15 protein-coding genes are annotated in these 17,933 nt (G+C 31.6%); 13 read left to right on the forward strand and 2 right to left on the reverse strand.

The genetic code is table 11. The features are described 5' to 3' along the window. Position 1 precedes the first annotated feature (1 nt). The 9 genes from GQF29_RS08775 to GQF29_RS08815 all read left to right on the forward strand — a co-directional run bounded on the left by GQF29_RS08775 (position 2) and on the right by GQF29_RS08815 (position 8,837). Entirely contained in the window at positions 2 to 403 is a 402-nt protein-coding gene (locus GQF29_RS08775; RefSeq protein WP_054325182.1) for a PTS sugar transporter subunit IIA, read from the forward strand. A 93-nt stretch (positions 404 to 496) separates the two neighbouring features. Then, positions 497 to 1,000 (forward strand): PTS sugar transporter subunit IIB, encoded by a 504-nt coding sequence (locus tag GQF29_RS08780; RefSeq protein WP_160340792.1) that lies wholly within the window; start codon positions 497 to 499, stop codon positions 998 to 1,000. A 3-nt stretch (positions 1,001 to 1,003) separates the two neighbouring features. Next, a complete protein-coding gene (locus GQF29_RS08785; RefSeq protein WP_054325180.1) occupies positions 1,004 to 1,807 on the forward strand; it encodes a PTS mannose/fructose/sorbose/N-acetylgalactosamine transporter subunit IIC in 804 nt (267 codons plus the stop codon). Continuing rightward, positions 1,804 to 2,652 (forward strand): PTS system mannose/fructose/sorbose family transporter subunit IID, encoded by an 849-nt coding sequence (locus tag GQF29_RS08790; protein WP_117598829.1) that lies wholly within the window; start codon positions 1,804 to 1,806, stop codon positions 2,650 to 2,652. The genes GQF29_RS08785 and GQF29_RS08790 overlap by 4 nt, the downstream gene beginning before the upstream one ends. Before the next feature lie 14 nt (positions 2,653 to 2,666). Next, complete coding sequence (locus tag GQF29_RS08795) at positions 2,667 to 3,473, forward strand: HAD-IIB family hydrolase (RefSeq protein ID WP_054689369.1); 807 nt, start codon at positions 2,667 to 2,669, stop codon at positions 3,471 to 3,473. Continuing rightward, the gene (locus tag GQF29_RS08800) at positions 3,474 to 4,436 is read left to right on the forward strand and encodes a class I mannose-6-phosphate isomerase (RefSeq protein WP_117598830.1); all 963 of its coding nucleotides are present in this window, start codon (positions 3,474 to 3,476) and stop codon (positions 4,434 to 4,436) included. A gap of 16 nt (positions 4,437 to 4,452) precedes the next feature. Further along, entirely contained in the window at positions 4,453 to 6,198 is a 1,746-nt protein-coding gene (locus tag GQF29_RS08805; protein WP_147331645.1) for a class I mannose-6-phosphate isomerase, read from the forward strand. Positions 6,199 to 6,213: 15 nt separating this feature from the next. Further along, positions 6,214 to 7,977, forward strand: coding sequence for a class I mannose-6-phosphate isomerase (locus GQF29_RS08810; RefSeq protein WP_117598832.1), 1,764 nt, complete (start codon positions 6,214 to 6,216; stop codon positions 7,975 to 7,977). 110 nt (positions 7,978 to 8,087) lie between these two features. Next, on the forward strand, positions 8,088 to 8,837 hold the full coding sequence (locus GQF29_RS08815; RefSeq protein WP_054325172.1) for a GntR family transcriptional regulator: 750 nt from the start codon (positions 8,088 to 8,090) through the stop codon (positions 8,835 to 8,837). Positions 8,838 to 9,045: 208 nt separating this feature from the next. Here the strand turns inward: GQF29_RS08815 and GQF29_RS08820 are convergent, their stop codons facing one another. Together GQF29_RS08820 and GQF29_RS08825 are read right to left on the reverse strand one after the other, a co-directional pair. Beyond that, on the reverse strand, positions 9,046 to 10,485 hold the full coding sequence (locus GQF29_RS08820; protein ID WP_054689347.1) for a PstS family phosphate ABC transporter substrate-binding protein: 1,440 nt from the start codon (positions 10,483 to 10,485) through the stop codon (positions 9,046 to 9,048). A 54-nt stretch (positions 10,486 to 10,539) separates the two neighbouring features. Then, the gene (locus GQF29_RS08825; protein ID WP_054689345.1) at positions 10,540 to 10,917 is read right to left on the reverse strand and encodes a CoA-binding protein; all 378 of its coding nucleotides are present in this window, start codon (positions 10,915 to 10,917) and stop codon (positions 10,540 to 10,542) included. Between the two features lie 96 nt (positions 10,918 to 11,013). Between GQF29_RS08825 and mnmG the strand changes: the two genes are divergently transcribed. The 4 genes from mnmG to GQF29_RS08845 all read left to right on the forward strand — a co-directional run bounded on the left by mnmG (position 11,014) and on the right by GQF29_RS08845 (position 17,823). Then, positions 11,014 to 12,867 (forward strand): tRNA uridine-5-carboxymethylaminomethyl(34) synthesis enzyme MnmG, encoded by a 1,854-nt coding sequence (gene mnmG / locus GQF29_RS08830; RefSeq protein WP_054689343.1) that lies wholly within the window; start codon positions 11,014 to 11,016, stop codon positions 12,865 to 12,867. A 9-nt stretch (positions 12,868 to 12,876) separates the two neighbouring features. Then, complete coding sequence (gene rsmG / locus GQF29_RS08835) at positions 12,877 to 13,581, forward strand: 16S rRNA (guanine(527)-N(7))-methyltransferase RsmG (RefSeq protein WP_160340793.1); 705 nt, start codon at positions 12,877 to 12,879, stop codon at positions 13,579 to 13,581. 298 nt (positions 13,582 to 13,879) lie between these two features. Further along, positions 13,880 to 14,062 carry a hypothetical protein gene (locus GQF29_RS08840; RefSeq protein WP_008788932.1) on the forward strand — a complete coding sequence of 61 codons (183 nt, stop codon included), beginning with the start codon at positions 13,880 to 13,882 and terminating at the stop codon, positions 14,060 to 14,062. Positions 14,063 to 14,091: 29 nt separating this feature from the next. Then, positions 14,092 to 17,823, forward strand: coding sequence for a hypothetical protein (locus tag GQF29_RS08845; protein WP_160340794.1), 3,732 nt, complete (start codon positions 14,092 to 14,094; stop codon positions 17,821 to 17,823). The last annotated feature ends 110 nt before the right edge of the window (positions 17,824 to 17,933 follow it).

Consider the following 17,933-nt stretch of genomic DNA (forward strand, 5'->3'; position numbering starts at 1 on the left):
TATGAAAGGTATACTATTAGTAACACATGGATCCTTATGTCAAGGAATCTATGAAAGTTGTGAAATGATTATTGGTGAAAAAGAGAATATATATACATTATCTTTAGATGAAGAAGGAGTTGAATTATTTAGACATAAATTAGAAGAAAGACTTAGTCAAATAGAAGCAATATATGATGATATAATTATTGTAACTGATATTCCCAATGCAACACCATATAATGAATGCTGTCGTTATATATTAAGTCATCAAAGTTCAGCAAAATTACTTTCAGGAATGAATTTAGCTATGGTTATTGAACTCGCTATTTTCGCTTCAACGGATATTCAAAATGAAGAACTTTGTCTGCAAGTTTTAGAAAGTGCTAGGCAATCACTTACAAAATTTGAAAAACATGTGTAAGCACTTGCAATTCTATATTGGATGTGCTAATTTAATAATGTAAGATGTCATGACAACACGACAACACGATGACTCTAGAAAGGAGGAATAAATATGTCATTAAGTTTAGTAAGAGTTGATGATCGTTTGATTCATGGTCAGGTTGTTTTAATGTGGTCTAAGGTTAGACAAGGAGATGCAATTATTTTGCTGGTTGATGATGAATTAGGACATGATGAATTTTTAAAAGAAGTTTTTGTGAATGCTGGAAATGCAATTGGTAAAAAAGTTTATATTTTTACTGTTGAACAGGCAATAGAAAAAATTCCTAAAGCTGTTTCAGGTAAAAAAAGCTATTACTTAATTGCAAAAAAGATTGAACAACTCTATCAGTTAAGTGTTAAAGGTGTTGAATTTGGTAATGAAATCATTTTTGGAACTGCTAGTAAGGCAGAGGGGACGCAGAAGGTTTATAGCAATATTTATCTTTCTCAAAAAGATTTTCAATATTGTGATAAATTAACTGCAAAAGGAATGAAAATACATTTTAAGTTGATTCCAGATGAACAAGGATTAAGTTGGGAATCAGTAAAGAATGGATTATTGAAGGGAGAGTAGTTTATGGAAATTACTGTTATACAAGCCATCTTAATTGGTATTTCATGTTGGCTTGGGAGTGTTGAGAATCCACAACCATTAGGAGTTGCTTTTTCAGATGCTTTATCTAAACCAATAGTTGGTGGAACTATTGTGGGTATGATCTTAGGCGATATTCCTACTGGAGTTACAATTGGTGCAGCCATACAAGCTATGTACTTAGGACAAGTTCTTATTGGTGGAGTTGCAACTGCAGATATGGCATTTGTTTCTTACCCATCTATTGCTTTAGCAATGTTGGCTGGAGCAGATGCAACAGTTGCAGTCACATTAGCTGCTACAGTTGGTGTTTTAGGAGCAGCAGTCTTTACAGGTTATGAAATCTTATGTTCTGTATTTTATCAATTAGGTGATAAATATATTGCAGAAAATAATATTCAGAAAATGAAGATGGCTTACATAGTTTTGCCTCCAATGACAAGTTTTGTAATCAGATTTGGTTTAACATTTACAATTGTTATGCTAGGAAGTGCTTATGCAGCTGATTTATTAGCTTCTATTCCTGAATTGGTATTACATATTGCAAGTGTACTTGGTGGAATTTTACCTGCAGTTGGTATTTCTATATTGGTAACATATACATTAAAGGATTTCAAATTTATTATTTACTTTTTAATTGGTATTGTATGTATTACATTTTTAGGTTTAAACATGGTAGCAACTGCTGTTATTGGAAGTTGTTTAGCAGTTATGTATTATATGTTTATGGGAAACCAGTCAGGTAATCAGTCTAGTCAATCTGAAGATGAGGAGGACGAATTATTATGAGTGAAAAAATAGATCAAAAAGAAGAATTAGAAAATGGGAAAATAACACTTACAAAAGAAGAAGTCAATAAAAGCTGGTATTCATGGTTTAAATATTGTTTAACAGTTTTTGGTTATGAAAGATTACAGGCTCCTGGTTTTATTCTTTCTATGTTGCCTATTTTTAAGAAATTTTATGGAAATGATCCAGAAAAAATGGTTAAACGTCTCAAATGTCATGCAGTATTCTATAACACAAATCCTGTATTTGGTGCAGTTGTTAATGGTATAGTTGCTTCTATGGAAGTAGAAAGAGGTAATGGTACAGAGATGACTGATGAGTTCATTAACAGTATCAAAGTTGGACTCATGGGACCTTTGGCAGGTATTGGAGATGCAGTTACACAAGCAACACTTCCTCCGATTATTTTAAGTATTGCAATTGGGCTTTCATCAGGTGGAAGTGCAATGGGTGCTGTCTTTGCAGTGATTGCTCTCTACGCTGCCAATATCATCCTATCAAGATTATTTTATATGCAAGGTTATAAATCAGGGCGAGAGGCAGTTCATGTTTTATTGGGAAAACAAATGTCTAGAATTCAAGATGCAATGTCAGTTTTGGGTTTAACAGTTGTTGGTGCTATTACTGCTAGTTATGTTAACTTTACAATTACTGCTCAATATGTGAGTGAGTACAGTACGATTAATTTTCAGGAAATATTAGATGGAATTTTTCCAAAACTGATTCCAATGTGTTTAGTATTCTTAGGATATTATTTATTAAAGAAAAAGAAAATGAGTGCTGTCAAATTAATTGGAGTTTATCTAGTAATTGCAATTGTCTTAGGTGTATTAGGAATTGTATAAATGAGGTGAGGGATATGGTTAAAGTGATATTTTGTGATTTAGATGATACATTGTTACAACCTAAAACAAAAGAAATAACTTATCAGGATCAGCAGTCTATTAAAAGATGGTTAGATAGTGGACATTTATTTGTGCTTGCTACTGCACGCCATCATTCCTTCTTAAATAACATCTCAGATAAGTTTCATGAATTTGATTTTGATTGTATTGGCTGGAATGGTGCAGAAATCTATATGAATCATAAAGTCACAAAACTATATCCCTTTTCTTCATATAAATTAGAAGCGTTATATCAAAAGTTAAAGTCTTATCAAGCTATGTTAAAAGTCACAAATATTGAAAACATGTATATATTTGGTGAAATAGATTCTTATGCCTACCATTTGTTTGATAGTGAAATAAAACACCAGTGTATATATCCATATTCAATAAACGAATATTTACGCAATAAAAACAAACCTATTGTTCATGTGAATTATATTTTTCAAACTGCTCAACAAGCTCAATATTTTATAAAAGATTATCAACAGTTATTCAAGGAAGATTTTCTACAATGTAAAGTCACATCACCTACAAGTTTTGACTTAACTATGCCTAATGCAACAAAAGAAAAAGGAATTCAAGCATATTTAGAATACAATAATATACCCATTACAGATGCAGCGGTTATAGGAGATAGCCAAAATGATATAGGTATGATGCAACTTGTACAAAAAAGTTTTTGTATGCAACATGGTCATCCAAAAGCTAAAAAGGCTGCTTATAAAGTTGTTTGTTCAGTAAGTGAAGCAATAGAGTGTTTGGAAGGAGATGAAAAATGAGTGAATGAGAAATATATATTTTTAAAACCGACTTTTTCTACAGCAATATGGGGAAATGGAAAATTAGTCTATCAATATCATGTTGAAAAATATGTTCCTAAAGGTATGCCTATCAATGAGATTACAGGCTTAGGAGCAATGAGTGGATTACCAGAAGATGCAAATGAAATCTTAACAGGTCAATATCAGGGAAGAAAGTTAAATGAATTATATGATGAACATCCTGAATTATTTGGAACGCCTTCAACTTTAAAATGGGAACATCTTCCAGTATCTATGGGAATTGCTCATGCTTGTGCTGATTTAAGTGTACAAGTCCATCCTACAGAAGAATTTGCCATGAAGAATTTAGGAAGACATGGAAAAAGTGAAAGTTGGTATATTGTAGATTGTGACTCTCATGGAGATATTGTTATGGGTCATAATGCCAAAACATTGAAAGAGTTAGAGAATTATATTGATAGGAAAAATTGGCAGGGACTATTAAAACGATATCCAATTATGCCAGGAAGTTTTTATAATATACAAGCTGGAACATTACATGCCATTCAAAAAGGGACAACATTTATGGAGGTGTGTAATCCTTGTCCTATTACATATCGTTTTTATGATTATGATCGATTAGATCGTCAAGGGAAACCAAGAGATACACATATTCAACTTGCAAAAGAAAATATTTTAATACCTTTTGTTTGCCAGGATACACATTATCAATATCGTCAAAATGGTGGTGTTACTGAAATAAAATTAACAGATAATGAAAATTTTTCAGTTTTTAAATATGTTATTGCAGGTGTTGGAGAACTGTCTATGCCCAAATCTTATTTAGGAGCTTTTGTTATTGAGGGTCATGGTGAGATTGATGGTGTTTCTTTAAAAGCAGGAGATAGTTTCCTGATTACAGCCAACACAAAAAAATTATTATGGAAAGGAGAAATGACTTTATTGGCTTATTCTGGCTAATAGAGTAAGTATGTATATGTATGAAGTAGAAGAAAGAAATCCTAACTTTGAATTATATCCTATGAAAAAGATTGATTGTAAATATGTTTTTTCAGGGTTTCAAGCAATTGTTGATGAGTTGAAGAAACATATTGTTAAACCTTCAACTGTCATTTGTATTGATTATTATTATGGTGTCAATCAAACACTTATAGAAAAAGAGATTATAAATGCTTTAAATCCAGATCATGTTATTTGTGTAGATGAAGCAAAATATCCAGAAGAAGTGATATCAAAGAAATTTCATTGCTTTATAACAGATGATAGAGTGAATGGTGTTTTTAGTTTTGCGAAGATACAGGAATTCTTCGATCCAGATAAAATAGCTTTATTACAAAAGCAAATACATGAAGAAGAGGGATTGATTGTTGTCTATGGAGTAGGAGCAGGCTTAATACACACAGGTGATTTATCTGTTTATGGTTCAATGAGTTATCAGACAATTAAGAATCGTTTTATGGATGGAATGGATAACTGGGGAGCACAGAATTATGAAGAAGAATATTTACGTAAAGAAAAACGTTTTACTTTCTTAGAGAGCCGAGTTTTAGATAAACATAAAAGAGCGATATTGAAAAACTGTGATTATGTTATTGATTGTAATCGTGATAATGATTTTGTGATGTTAACACATAAAGATTATGACTATATGATTCATCAGTTTGTAACAAGTCCATTTAAACCTATTCCTATTTTTTCTAAAGGAGTATGGGGAGGACATTGGTGTCAAAAGGTCTTGGGAGCAGGTTTAGAATTAGAAAATACAGCATGGGGAATCACAGGATTTCTTGATTGGCAGGCAGTCGCTGCTGAAATTAACCATTGTGTATTTGAGTTTCCTTCGACTGATTTAATTCAGTATGCTCCAAAAGAGTTACTGGGATATAAGATTTGGTATTTATATGGATATCGTTGTCCTTTACATGTTAATTTCTTAGATACATGGGGAGGAGAAAACTTAAGTTTGCAAGTTCATCCAACTCTTGCTTATGCTCAAGAAGAGTTTAACTCCTCTTGGGGTCATTATGAAAGCTATTATTTCTTAGATGCTAATGAGAACAGTTCCGTTTATTTAGGAACTAAGGATGGTGTTCAATTAGATGAATTGGTTGATGCCTTTGAAACTGCTCAAGTAACAGGTCAATTTGATGATGAAAAGTACATAAATAACTTTCCTGTTCAAAAACATGATCATGTTTTTATACCTGGAGGAACAATCCATTCATCTGGAAAAGATACCTTAACATTAGAAATAGATATGTTTTGTTTTACAACTTTTAAGTTATGGGATTGGGGTCGTTTGGATTATGATGGAAAACCACGTCCAATTCATATTGAACATGGAAAGAATGTTATTCAAGAAGAATTTCAAACTCAAATGATAAAAGATCAATTTATATCTCAACATCCTGAGGTAGATTCAGGATATGGATGGCGAAAAGAAAGAAGTGGAACAATGCCATTTGAGGCACCAATGGAAGTCAATAGATATTGGTTTAAGAATGTTATTCATTTTGATACAAATGATTGTATTATGATTCATGTTCTTGTTGAAGGTGAAGAAGCTATTATTGAAAGCTTAGATGAAAGTTTTGAACCTATGGTTATTCATTACGCTGAAGCTGTTTTTGTTCCAGCAGCAGCTGGACAATATACAATAAGACCATATGGAAAATCTCAAAATACTGAATGTGCTCTGTTAGAAATTTATATGGATATTTAAAAGGAGGATAAAAATATGTATGAAAAAATAAAAACACGCTCACCTAACTTTGATTTGCATCCTGTCTTTGAAATACCTCAGACAACATCATATTTGGGATACGAGGAGATTTTCAATGTTATATATCAACAAGTTCAAACATTTAAAAAACCATGTGTTGTGGTAATTGATTCTTATTATGAGATTAATCACCAACAACTCAAAGACAAAATCATTGATTTATTAAATCCACAATTATTTATTGATATGAATGAAATCAAATACAATGAAGCTATGATTCAACAAAGACTAGGACAGTTTATTACCGAAGATCGTATTAATGGTGTTTTTGTAACAGGTGATATTCAACAATACTTTGATCTAGATAAAGTTGTCTTGGCACAACAGAAAATTCAAGAAGCGACAGGGTTGGTTGTTATTTTTGGAGTTGGTGCAGGAATAATGACTCATGGCGATATTTTCGTTTATAACAATATAACTATTCAACGTATTAAAGATGGTTATTTCTCAGCATTGTCGAACTGGGGAGCACATAATGAGAATGAAGATCCACTAACCAAAGAAAAACGGTTTAACTTTGTAGAATCACGTTTGTTGGATAATCATAAACGACATATGTTTCCTCATATGGATTATGTTATTGATGGGGATGATGAATATGCTCCTGTTATGATAAGTGGAGATGATTTTAGAAAAGCATTAAATTATTTTGCAAGTCATCCATTTAAGTTAGAACCATTCTTTAACCGTGGCATTTGGGGAGGACATTGGTGCAAAGATGTCTTAAATGGAGGATTGGATAAGGAAAATACAGCATGGGGAATGACAGGCTGGATGAACGCACAAAATGCCTTAGCGAAAATTGGTGATCATGAGTTTAGAATTGTTGGAAGAGATATTATTCAATATCAGCCATTAAACTTTTTAGGGCACCAAAATTATTTTTGGTTTGGATACAATTGTCCAGTTGGCTGCGATTTCTTAGATACATGGGGTGGAGGAAATTTGAGTTTACAAGTTCACTCTGATATAGCATATGGACAAGAAGTTTTTAATTCTCAATTTGGACATTATGAAAGTTACTATATGCTTGATACGAATGAAAATTCTTGTGTTTATTTGGGAACAAAAGATGGAGTGAAAAAGGATGAAATTGTTAAAGCATTCGAGCAAGCTCAAGAAACAGGAGAATTTGATGATAAAAAATATATAAATTGTTTTCCTATGAAAACACATGATCATATTTATATACCTAGTGGAACAATTCATGCTTCAGGTAAAGATACATTAGTGTTGGAAATTAATCCGATTGGCTTTCAAACTTTTAAACTATGGGATTGGGGACGTATTGATGCTGATGGCAAACCACGACCAATTAACATTGAACATGGAGCAAAGGTTATTCAAGAGGAGTATCAAACAGAATTTGTTAAAAATCATCTGATTTCTAAGAAAAGTGAAGTTGCAAGAGGAAGTGGATGGCGTAAAGAACACAGTGGAACAATGGAATATGAATTATTAAAAGTAGATCGATACTGGTTTCATAAGCCTATTTTCTTTGAAACAAAAGATCATGTAAAACTTCATGTTTTAGTAGAAGGAGAAGAAGCACAAATCATCAGTCCTTTACAAAAGTTTGAACCTATAACTATTCATTATGCAGAAGCTGTCTTTATACCAGCAAGTGTAGGGCAGTATGTGATTAAACCTTTTGATGCCAATCATGAAGAACTTGCGATATTAGAGTGTTATATGGATATGGGAGATGCTTATCATTAAATTAGGGTATTTTATACCCTAATTTTTGATAAATATTCACTATAACGTTATAAAAGTTACCAAAAAATGGTATAATCAAATAAATAAAAATCAATTGAGGAGATGAATATATGCAATATCATATAGATAAAAATTTACCTTTACCTTTATACTATCAACTTAAACAAATTATTATGAATTCTATAGATGAAGGTATTTATCAAGAGGATACAGCTATTCCTACTGAATTTGAGCTCATTAGTAAATATGATGTCAGTCGAACAACTGTTAGACAAGCCTTAAATGAATTAGTTAATGAAGGTTATCTTTATCGTAAAAAAGGAATAGGAACATTTGTTTCACCCCAATCAAAAATTGATGAAAAATCTGATGCCTTTAATACAAGTATCTATAAAATCGATAGAGTTATTAACAGAAATGGTTTTATTTGTAAAACAGAATTTCTAGATGCAGGAGTTGTTCCAGCTCCTCATGATGTCGCTACATACTTAGAAATAGAAGTTGGACAGGAAGTTTGGTTTATGGATAGAATTAGATACGCTGATAATAAACCAGCTTCATTTTCACGTTCATATTTTAATAAATCACTTATTGATAATTTTGTAGAAGATGCACATACAGCTTCTCAACATTTCTATCAATATCTTGAAAGTAAAGGTTATAAAATATCAATTATTAGAGAAAAATTAAAACCTGGACTACCTGATAAAGATATTAAAAAAGCATTATCTTTAGATGGAAAAAATCCTATTATGTTAATAGAAGATATAGGTTATCTAGATAATGGGAAACCTATTGAATTTTCAATATCTGTCCTTGATGTTTCATTTGTAGATTTTTCAGCAACATTTAAGCGTTAGTCATAAGAGAAATACATTGGGTTTATCTTTAAAAGAAGATATATAGTTTCAAAGTTGAAGTGTATTTCATAACGGTAATAATTAGTCATGATAGATATTAAAGATTAGTATGATAATATATCTATAAAATATTTATTGAAATAAGCGTAAATACCATTAAGCAGGTAAAAAGCGCTTTTTTATCATAATTAAAAGCTCATTTCTGAGCTTAGTTTAAACCACAATATCCTGTTTTCTCAATAATGTACTGTCCTTGAGAGGAAAGCAGGAACTCTTTTAATTTTTTTACATTTTCTTTCTCATTTGATTTTAAGGTTACACAATAAAGAAATGTTGATATTGGATAAGACTGATTTTTAATATTTTCAACATTTGGATAGATTCCATCAACAGATAATATCTTTACATTTTCCTCCTGATTTAAACCTTCTAAGAAATATTTAAATGTATATCCAATTGCACCATCTTCATTATAATACTGAGCAACTTCAGTAATAATACCACCCATTGCCGATTGCATTTCATATGTCAATGGAACTTTAAGACTTACATCACCCATGAAATAATTCATCATAGCTTGGCTACCTGATCTCTCTGGTCTTTGAAATGCAACTATATCATGAGAATCTCCTCCTACCTCTTTCCAATTAGTAATATCACCATGATAGATATCTTTAATCTGTTGAGTCGTTAATGAATTAAGAGGATTATTTTGATTGACAAAGAAAACAAAGGCTTCTTTGCCAATGGGTGTATATTCTAATTCAACACCAAGGTCTTTGGCTTCATCAAGCTGTGATTGTGAAGGTTTAGCACCAAAAAACATATCAATCTCACCATTAAACAAGCGACTATAACCTACAGAAGTATTTGTAAATGATACAATTTTGCCATTACTATGTGAATAATCTGACTTATAATGTTCTTCAATTTTATCTATATCTTTATAAACTGCTTTAGCAATAGCACTGTAAACAGGATAGCAGGCTTCTGCACCATCTAGATAAGGCATGTCACTCTCATTTTCAATAATCAATTGACTAGGTTCTTCTAAAGTAATCAATTGACTATTTGTGGCATATGGTAAAAATGCTGACAAGTCAGTACTGGAATAACCGTTCATATATTCAAAATCATGTCCTTTATATTTGATAGCTGGTCTGTTGGTATAGGCATACTGTGTTGTTAAAATAAGAAAACCAATACAGAGAAAGGATATAATCATTTTTTTATAATCTATTTTTGGTTTTAAATAAAGAAAGCTGAAGAGACAATTAGCAAATAAGAGAATGAGAATAACTATAAAAGCTTCTATGAAAAGACCAAAAAACTGAAAAGAGAAAAATAGTGGTGCAAAAGGTGCTAGGATGATATAAAGTGGTATCCAAAAAGGACTTGTATAATATCCTTGTGAAAGAAGCAAGCAGATACATAATACTAATAGCGATAAAAATGAGATAACATAGTTAAAATGAAAAATATCTATTGTCAGTTTTTTCTTCTTATGCAGAAAGTAATTGTACCAGATGAGAAAAAGAATAATAAAGAAAGTATAGATTTGATAGAAAAACATAAAGAAAAATGCAAATACTGATAAAATAAGATAAATGAGAAAATAATTATGTAGATAGATTTTTAAATATTTCATAAGATTACCCCTCCTATCTTTAGTATATCATAATACAAAAAAAACTTCTTATCATTAAGAAGTTTCAACAAGAATACATGCAAGTATAGGTGTTATACCAACACTTTTCATATATTCTAATAGTTCGTTATCATATGTGTGAGGTTGCATCCATGCATAATGGATTCCTAAACCTGTCATTTCATCTACATAATCATATGCATGTTCCTTTTTGGTGACAAAAACAACAACATCAATTGGATTTTCAATATCTTCTAAAGATGAATAGAGTAGATTATTGTCAACATTGTCATATAAAGGTGAAACACCATAAGTATCATAACCACGTTCTTTTAATCTTTGATAGATTTTATAACCAAATTTTTCTTTATTTGGAGAAACACCAATAACTGCAAAATGATAATATTTATTTAAGATATCTTTTGGATTCATAAACTCACCTCAATTCATTATAGCATAAATCAAATAAAATTGATAATATTATTGATTTGTGCTAATATTGAATAGCAATTAAGGAGTGAGAAAATTATGTATGATGTTATAGTTGTTGGAGGAGGTCATGCTGGCATTGAAGCATGTTTAGCTCCTGCTAGAATTGGTATGAAAACTTTATTAATAACATCCCATTTTGAAAATGTCGGTTCATTACCATGTAATACATCAATTGGAGGTCCTGCAAAAGGGATAATAGTCAGAGAAATTGATGCTTTAGGCGGACAAATGGGAAAAACATCAGATGCAACATATTTGCAATTAAAAATGCTAAATACTGCTAAAGGACCTGGTGTTCAATCATTGCGTGCACAAGCTGATAAAAAAGCTTATCCGCGATATATGCAAAAAGTTCTCAAAAAACAGGAACATCTTGATATCATAGAAGGTATGGTTGAGAATCTGATAGTAGAGGAGCAAACTGTTAAAGGTGTTATCTTGGATAATGGTAAAGAATATTTTGGAAAGACAGTTATCTTAACAACAGGAACATATTTAAAAGCAGAAATTCTGGTTGGTGATCAAAAAACACCTAGTGGACCAGATCAAGAAAGACAATCGTTATTTTTATCAGATCGATTAACTGAACTGGGTTTCCGTATTCAAAGACTAAAAACTGGAACACCACCACGTGTAGATATTGAAAGTGTTGATTTCTCTCAAACTCAATTACAACCTGGAACCAATGAACCTCTTGCTTTTAGCTATGAAACAACATCTTATATTCCTATAGAAGAACAAACTCCTTGTTATTTAACATATACAAATGAAGATACACACAAGATTATAAAAGATAATTTACATAAATGCAGTATGTATTCAGGTATTGTCAAAGGAATTGGTCCAAGGTATTGTCCATCAATTGAAGATAAAATTGTAAAATTTTCAGACAAACCACAACATCAAATATTCTTAGAACCAGAATCAAAAGAAATGAATACAATCTATGTTCAAGGCTTTTCAACATCAATGCCACATGATATTCAAGAACAAATGATTCGGACTATCCCAGGATTACAGAATTGTAAAATTCTAAAATATGCATATGCTATTGAATACGATGCAATTGATCCTTTACAGTTATGGCCATCATTAGAAACAAAGGTGATCAAAAACTTATTTACTGCAGGTCAAATTAATGGAACGAGTGGATACGAAGAGGCTGCTGCGCAAGGATTAATTGCTGGTTTAAATGCAGCTAAGAAGTTAAGAGGGGAAAACTCATTAATTTTAAAAAGAGATGAGGCATATATCGGTGTTATGATTGATGACCTAGTAACCAAGGGAACAAAAGAACCTTATCGTATGTTAACATCAAGAGCTGAGTATCGTTTATTGTTAAGACATGATAATGCTGATGAAAGATTAAGAAAATATGGTTATGATGCTCATCTTGTCAAACCAGAAGTTTATCAGATATATCTTGATAAAATGGAACGTATTCATAATGAAATAGAACGACTTGAAACTATTCGCTTTACACCAAAACATGAAATTAATAATATATTAGAAACCTTGGGCTCAACACGTTTGAGTGAAGGAATAAGTGCAAAATCATTATTACAAAGACCAGAAATGGATTATTCAAAGATAAAACCATATATTGGTGAAACCTCTTTAACTTTAGAAGAAGAAAAAAGAGTGACTATTCTTATTAAGTATAAAGGGTATATTGACAAGGCATTAAGGCAAGTTGATAAACAAAAGAAAATGGAAGAAAAACAAATTCCAGTAGATATTAATTATGATGCTGTTTTAAATCTTTCATTAGAAGCAAAACAGAAACTTTCTCAAATAAGACCCTTGACAATTGCTCAAGCATCAAGAATATCAGGGATTAATCCTGCTGATATATCTGTCTTATTAATTTATTTGAAACAACATTATTAAGAGGTACATATGAATATTGAACAATTTATAAATGCATTACATGATAAAGGTATTTCTTTATCTGATTATCAATTAAAACAATTTGAAATTTACTACAATACATTAGTTGAATGGAATGAAAAAATGAATTTAACAGCTATTACCCAAAAAGAAGATGTTTATTTAAAACATTTCTATGATTCATTAACTATTTCATTTGATTATGATTTCAATAATCAAACTTTATGTGATATAGGAGCAGGAGCAGGTTTTCCTTCTATACCTCTTAAGATTGTTTATCCTGATTTGAAAATAACGATTGTAGATTCTTTAACCAAAAGAATAACTTTTTTAAATTATTTAACTCAGGTTCTCAAATTAAATAATGTGACTGCTGTGAGTGCAAGGGCAGAGGACTATGCCATTGGACATAGGGAAACATTTGATATTGTTACAGCAAGAGCTGTTGCAAGATTAAATATTCTAGATGAATTATGTTTACCTTTGGTAAGAATTGGTGGTCATTTTATAACCTTAAAAGGTTTAAAAGCAAAAGAAGAATTAAATGAAGCAAAACATGGTATAGATAAACTTGGTGGGAAAGTTATGAAAGAAACTCATTTTACACTCACTAATGAAAATGATCACAGATGTAATATATTCATTCATAAAATAAAAGAAACACCCCAAAAGTATCCTAGACCATTTGGAAAAATAAAAAAGAAACCTCTATAAATAAGAGCAAAGTGCACCCCTTTATAAATTCAAGGAGGTGTTTTTTGTTATCTATAAATGATAAATGAATAAAAACATTGATAAATAGGATGTTTTTTTACAAATAATTACAAAAAATGTTAAAATATGGTATAATGATAAAGAATAAGTTAAAGTTCGTAAAACTAGACATTAACGAACCTTCTTTTTATTTAAAAAATCATAAGTTCATACAAATATATTTGTTAAATTCATAAGATAAGCAGAGTTTCTGCTTGTCTTTTTTTGTCTGCTTTAAAAGACATAGAAAGGAGAACTTATGACTACGAATATGATATTAGAATTGTATCAAAGATTAACCAGTTTTATTATATTTAAAATGATTCTTATTCTTTTGATTAAGATGAAACAAACAATTATATGCATACATGGAATTCATTTTCATAGCACAGTTGATTTAAGTGTCTATAAGAGTCGAGATGGACCTATGTTTGAAGTGTAGAACCGCTAGATTTAAAGGAAGGAAAGGGAATGCAAATGAAGAAAAAGAAAAAACTCATTTTATTATTAACAATATGTTTTGGAATGTTCTTGAGTGTTACTGGAACTGTAAAAGCAGAAGATGGGGTAGAGGTTGGTAATTTTCGTATAGATGGTGGACAGTTGAATGCTGACTACAGGTATGCATCTGGTGTATTGACTATACTAAGTGACCAAACATTAACAATAAAAAATAAGAATCCTGCTACAGCAACAACAGACAGAATTGTTATTCCAGAAAATGTAAAAGCAAATTTAATATTTGCTGGAGTTAATATTAAGACAAGCGCAAATAGTCCATTTACATTAACTCCAGATGCAAATGGAGATGGAAAAGGGGCAATGGCTCATATTATATTGGCAGATAGTACAACGAATAAACTTGTTTCAGGGGCAGCGCGCTATCCTGGATTACGTTGTGGAGAAACAACAACGTTATACATAGATGATTCAATTGTTAATAAGGATATAAATGGAAATGATATCATTCCAGAATTAGGAAGGATTCCATATGATGTGACATTGTTAAATGGAACACAATTAAAAAAAGGTGATCGTCTCACTCTATTAGACAGTCCCCATGCTGGGACACTCACTGTTACTGGAAATACCTTTGCTGCAGGAATAGGCGGTGGAGATGCAGAAAATGGTGGATATATTAATATTAATGGTGGAATTGTTAATGCGACAACTTCAACTGGCTCTACAACCTCTGATGGAGGAAGTGGTATAGGCGGTGGAAGTCGAGGAACTGGTGGAAATATAACAATTAATGGTGGTGTTATAACGGCTAAAGGTGCATATCATGCTGCTGGAGTTGGTGGTGGGTATCATACCGCATCAACCCCTGCAGTATCTGCGATTTCTCCTGCTGTTGTCAATTCTAATACTGGTAAAGGTAAAAGTGGCAATATAACAATTAATGGTGGATTAACTTATTCTAATGGTGGAACCCATGGTGATGCTTTTGGGGATGGGTGTTACAGTTATTCAGATTCAACTGAGTATAAAATTATCATGACTGGTGGTACAGTTATTCCAAACGCACCAAGTAGTAGATTTCATTTAGGTGGATCACAGGCTAATGTTTTTGTTTTAGGTGGTTCTTTAAAAGCAGAGAGATTTAAAAGTATTGAAGGAACAGTTGCTTATGGAGATATGGAAAAATCTACAAAAGTCTTTATGACAAAGATTTCTTTAAGTAGTTGGGGAACAAATAAGGTTGGAACAACACTTGTTGATAATATGGATATGAAGATAAATGGAATAGACTATAATTATGGTATTCCTTCATATACTGATGATGCTGGTATTCTTTATTTTTGGCTACCTGATACAAATGTAGGGTCAGAAGTCAGTATTGATCTTGATGTTATTGATAAGTCTTCAGGAGGTACTCTTAATACTGATACATTTTTTGCTAAAGATGTTGGAACTCCAGGTAATGTTTTTTTGAAACAATATGTTAATTTTGATATTGATGGACTCTCTCACGGACTTATAACAAAAAGATATGATGGGAAAGGGTTAGATGATAATCAGATTAAAAATGCAGTTGCAGCACTTAATATTCCAACAACAATACCATTAGGTGGTTCATTGAGTGATGCTTCTAAGCTGGCAATTAGTTCTCAGCTTTTAAAAGATGATGGTATCACACCTGAAGAAAATGCAGAGATTGTTTCTGGAAGCAATGCAGGTGGGGGAAAACACCAACTGATCATTACATCTACACAATATGCAGATTCTACTGTTCAAGGATTTAAAGATGCTTATTGGGGACATAGAACTTATTTCAAATATGCTGAAATTACGCCAGCAGATACAAAATCAGAATTAACAATAGATGGGTTGAGTGAACAACCAGATATATTTAGACCAGATCAGATAGTTACATTGAAAGCAAAAGTCTCTCCAGCTGATGGAGAAGGTATTGACTGTGCTTCACCTGAGGGGTATGTGCAATTCTATATTAATGGTAGAAAATATGGAAATCCTGTCAAATTAGTAACTCATACTAAGGATGATCCATCTGAATATAATTATAGTACTGCTTCAATTGACTGGAAAGATGTGGATAAAAGTTATTGTGTACCAGGGACAAGACAAACTGTTACAATAGAATATATTGGAGAAGACAGAAACTATAATAAAGGAAGTACTGACGAGACAATACTTAAGATAGACAATCTTAATATAGATGTTGATGGGGATGGAACTCCAGATATCAATATTGATACAAATAATGATGGAACTCCAGATATTAATATTGATACAGATAATGACTGGGAACCAAATATTAATATTGATACAGACAACACAGGAGTATGGAAGCCAAGCAGTGAAGGTGGAAATAAAGATGGAATATGGAAACCAGATACCAATATGGATATAAAAGGAGATGGTCATTCAGAAGAGAGTTACTATCGTCCAGCGATTGATATAGATGGTGATGGTATAGATGATAATTGGAAGCCAAACATAAATGTAGAATATGGAGAGGACAATTTCCATTATGATACATATAATCCAAATATTAATATCGATACAGATGGAGATGGAACTCCTGATATTAACATCGATATAGATGGAGATGGAGTCCCAGATGTCAATATTGATACGAATGGTGATAATAATCCAGATGTGAATGTGGATGTTGATGGAGATGGTATACCAGACATTAACATTGATACAGATGGAGATGGCAAACCAGATATCAATATTGATAGAAATGGTGATAAGATACCAAATGTCAATATCGACACAGATAATACAGGCAATTGGAAACCAAGTAGTGAAGGTGGAAATAAAGATGGAATATGGAAACCAGACACAAATATTGATACAAAAGGTAGTGGTAAAGGTGATGTTGACTACTATCGTCCAGCTATTGATAAAGATAGAGATGGTGTAGATGATAACTGGAAACCAAATACTAATGTCAGTATAGAAGACTTAGAATATGATACACATAATCCTAATATCAATATTGATATAGATGGAGATAGCAAACCAGACATTAACATTGATACAGATGGAGATGGAATCCCAGATATCAATATTGATACAAATGGTGATAATAAACCAGATGTCAATATTGATACAAATGGAGATAGAAAACCAGATACAAATATTGATATAGATGGAGATGGAAAACCAGACATTAATATTGATACAAATGGAAATGGGAAGCCAGATATGAATATTGATACGAATGGAGATGGAAAACCGGATATAAATATTGATATAGATGGAGATGGAAAACCAGACATTAATATTGATACAAATGGAGATGGGATACCTGATATTAATATAGATATTAATGGAGATAGTCATCCAGATATCAATATCGACACAGATAATACAGGAACATGGAAACCAAGCACTGAGGGTGGAAACTCAGATGGAATATGGAAACCAGATACAAACATAGATACAGATGGTGACGGTAAAGCAGATTCAAAAGACTATCGTCCAGCTGTTGATAAGGATGGAGATGGTGTTGATGATTACTGGAAACCAGAAAAAATTGTTGAAATAGGTGATATCAAATATGGTACAGGTAATCCTTTGATTAAAATTCAAGTCAATGAAAAACCAATCACATCAAAACCAGAACAAATTAAGACAGGTGACGATAACTTTGTCTTAGGCTATTGCATATTGATTTCATTAAGTTTAATGGCAATGATATATTATAAAAGAAATAAAAAAGTAATATAAAATAAAAATCAGGAAGTCAAAAAATGTGGCTTACCTGATTTTTACTTTATAATGATTATATATTGATTACAAATGTTAGCTTTGTGATTTCTTAAGCGTGTTATCATCAA

The sequence above is a fragment of the Coprobacillus cateniformis genome, from assembly GCF_009767585.1.
Taxonomy (GTDB): domain Bacteria; phylum Bacillota_I; class Bacilli_A; order Erysipelotrichales; family Coprobacillaceae; genus Coprobacillus; species Coprobacillus cateniformis.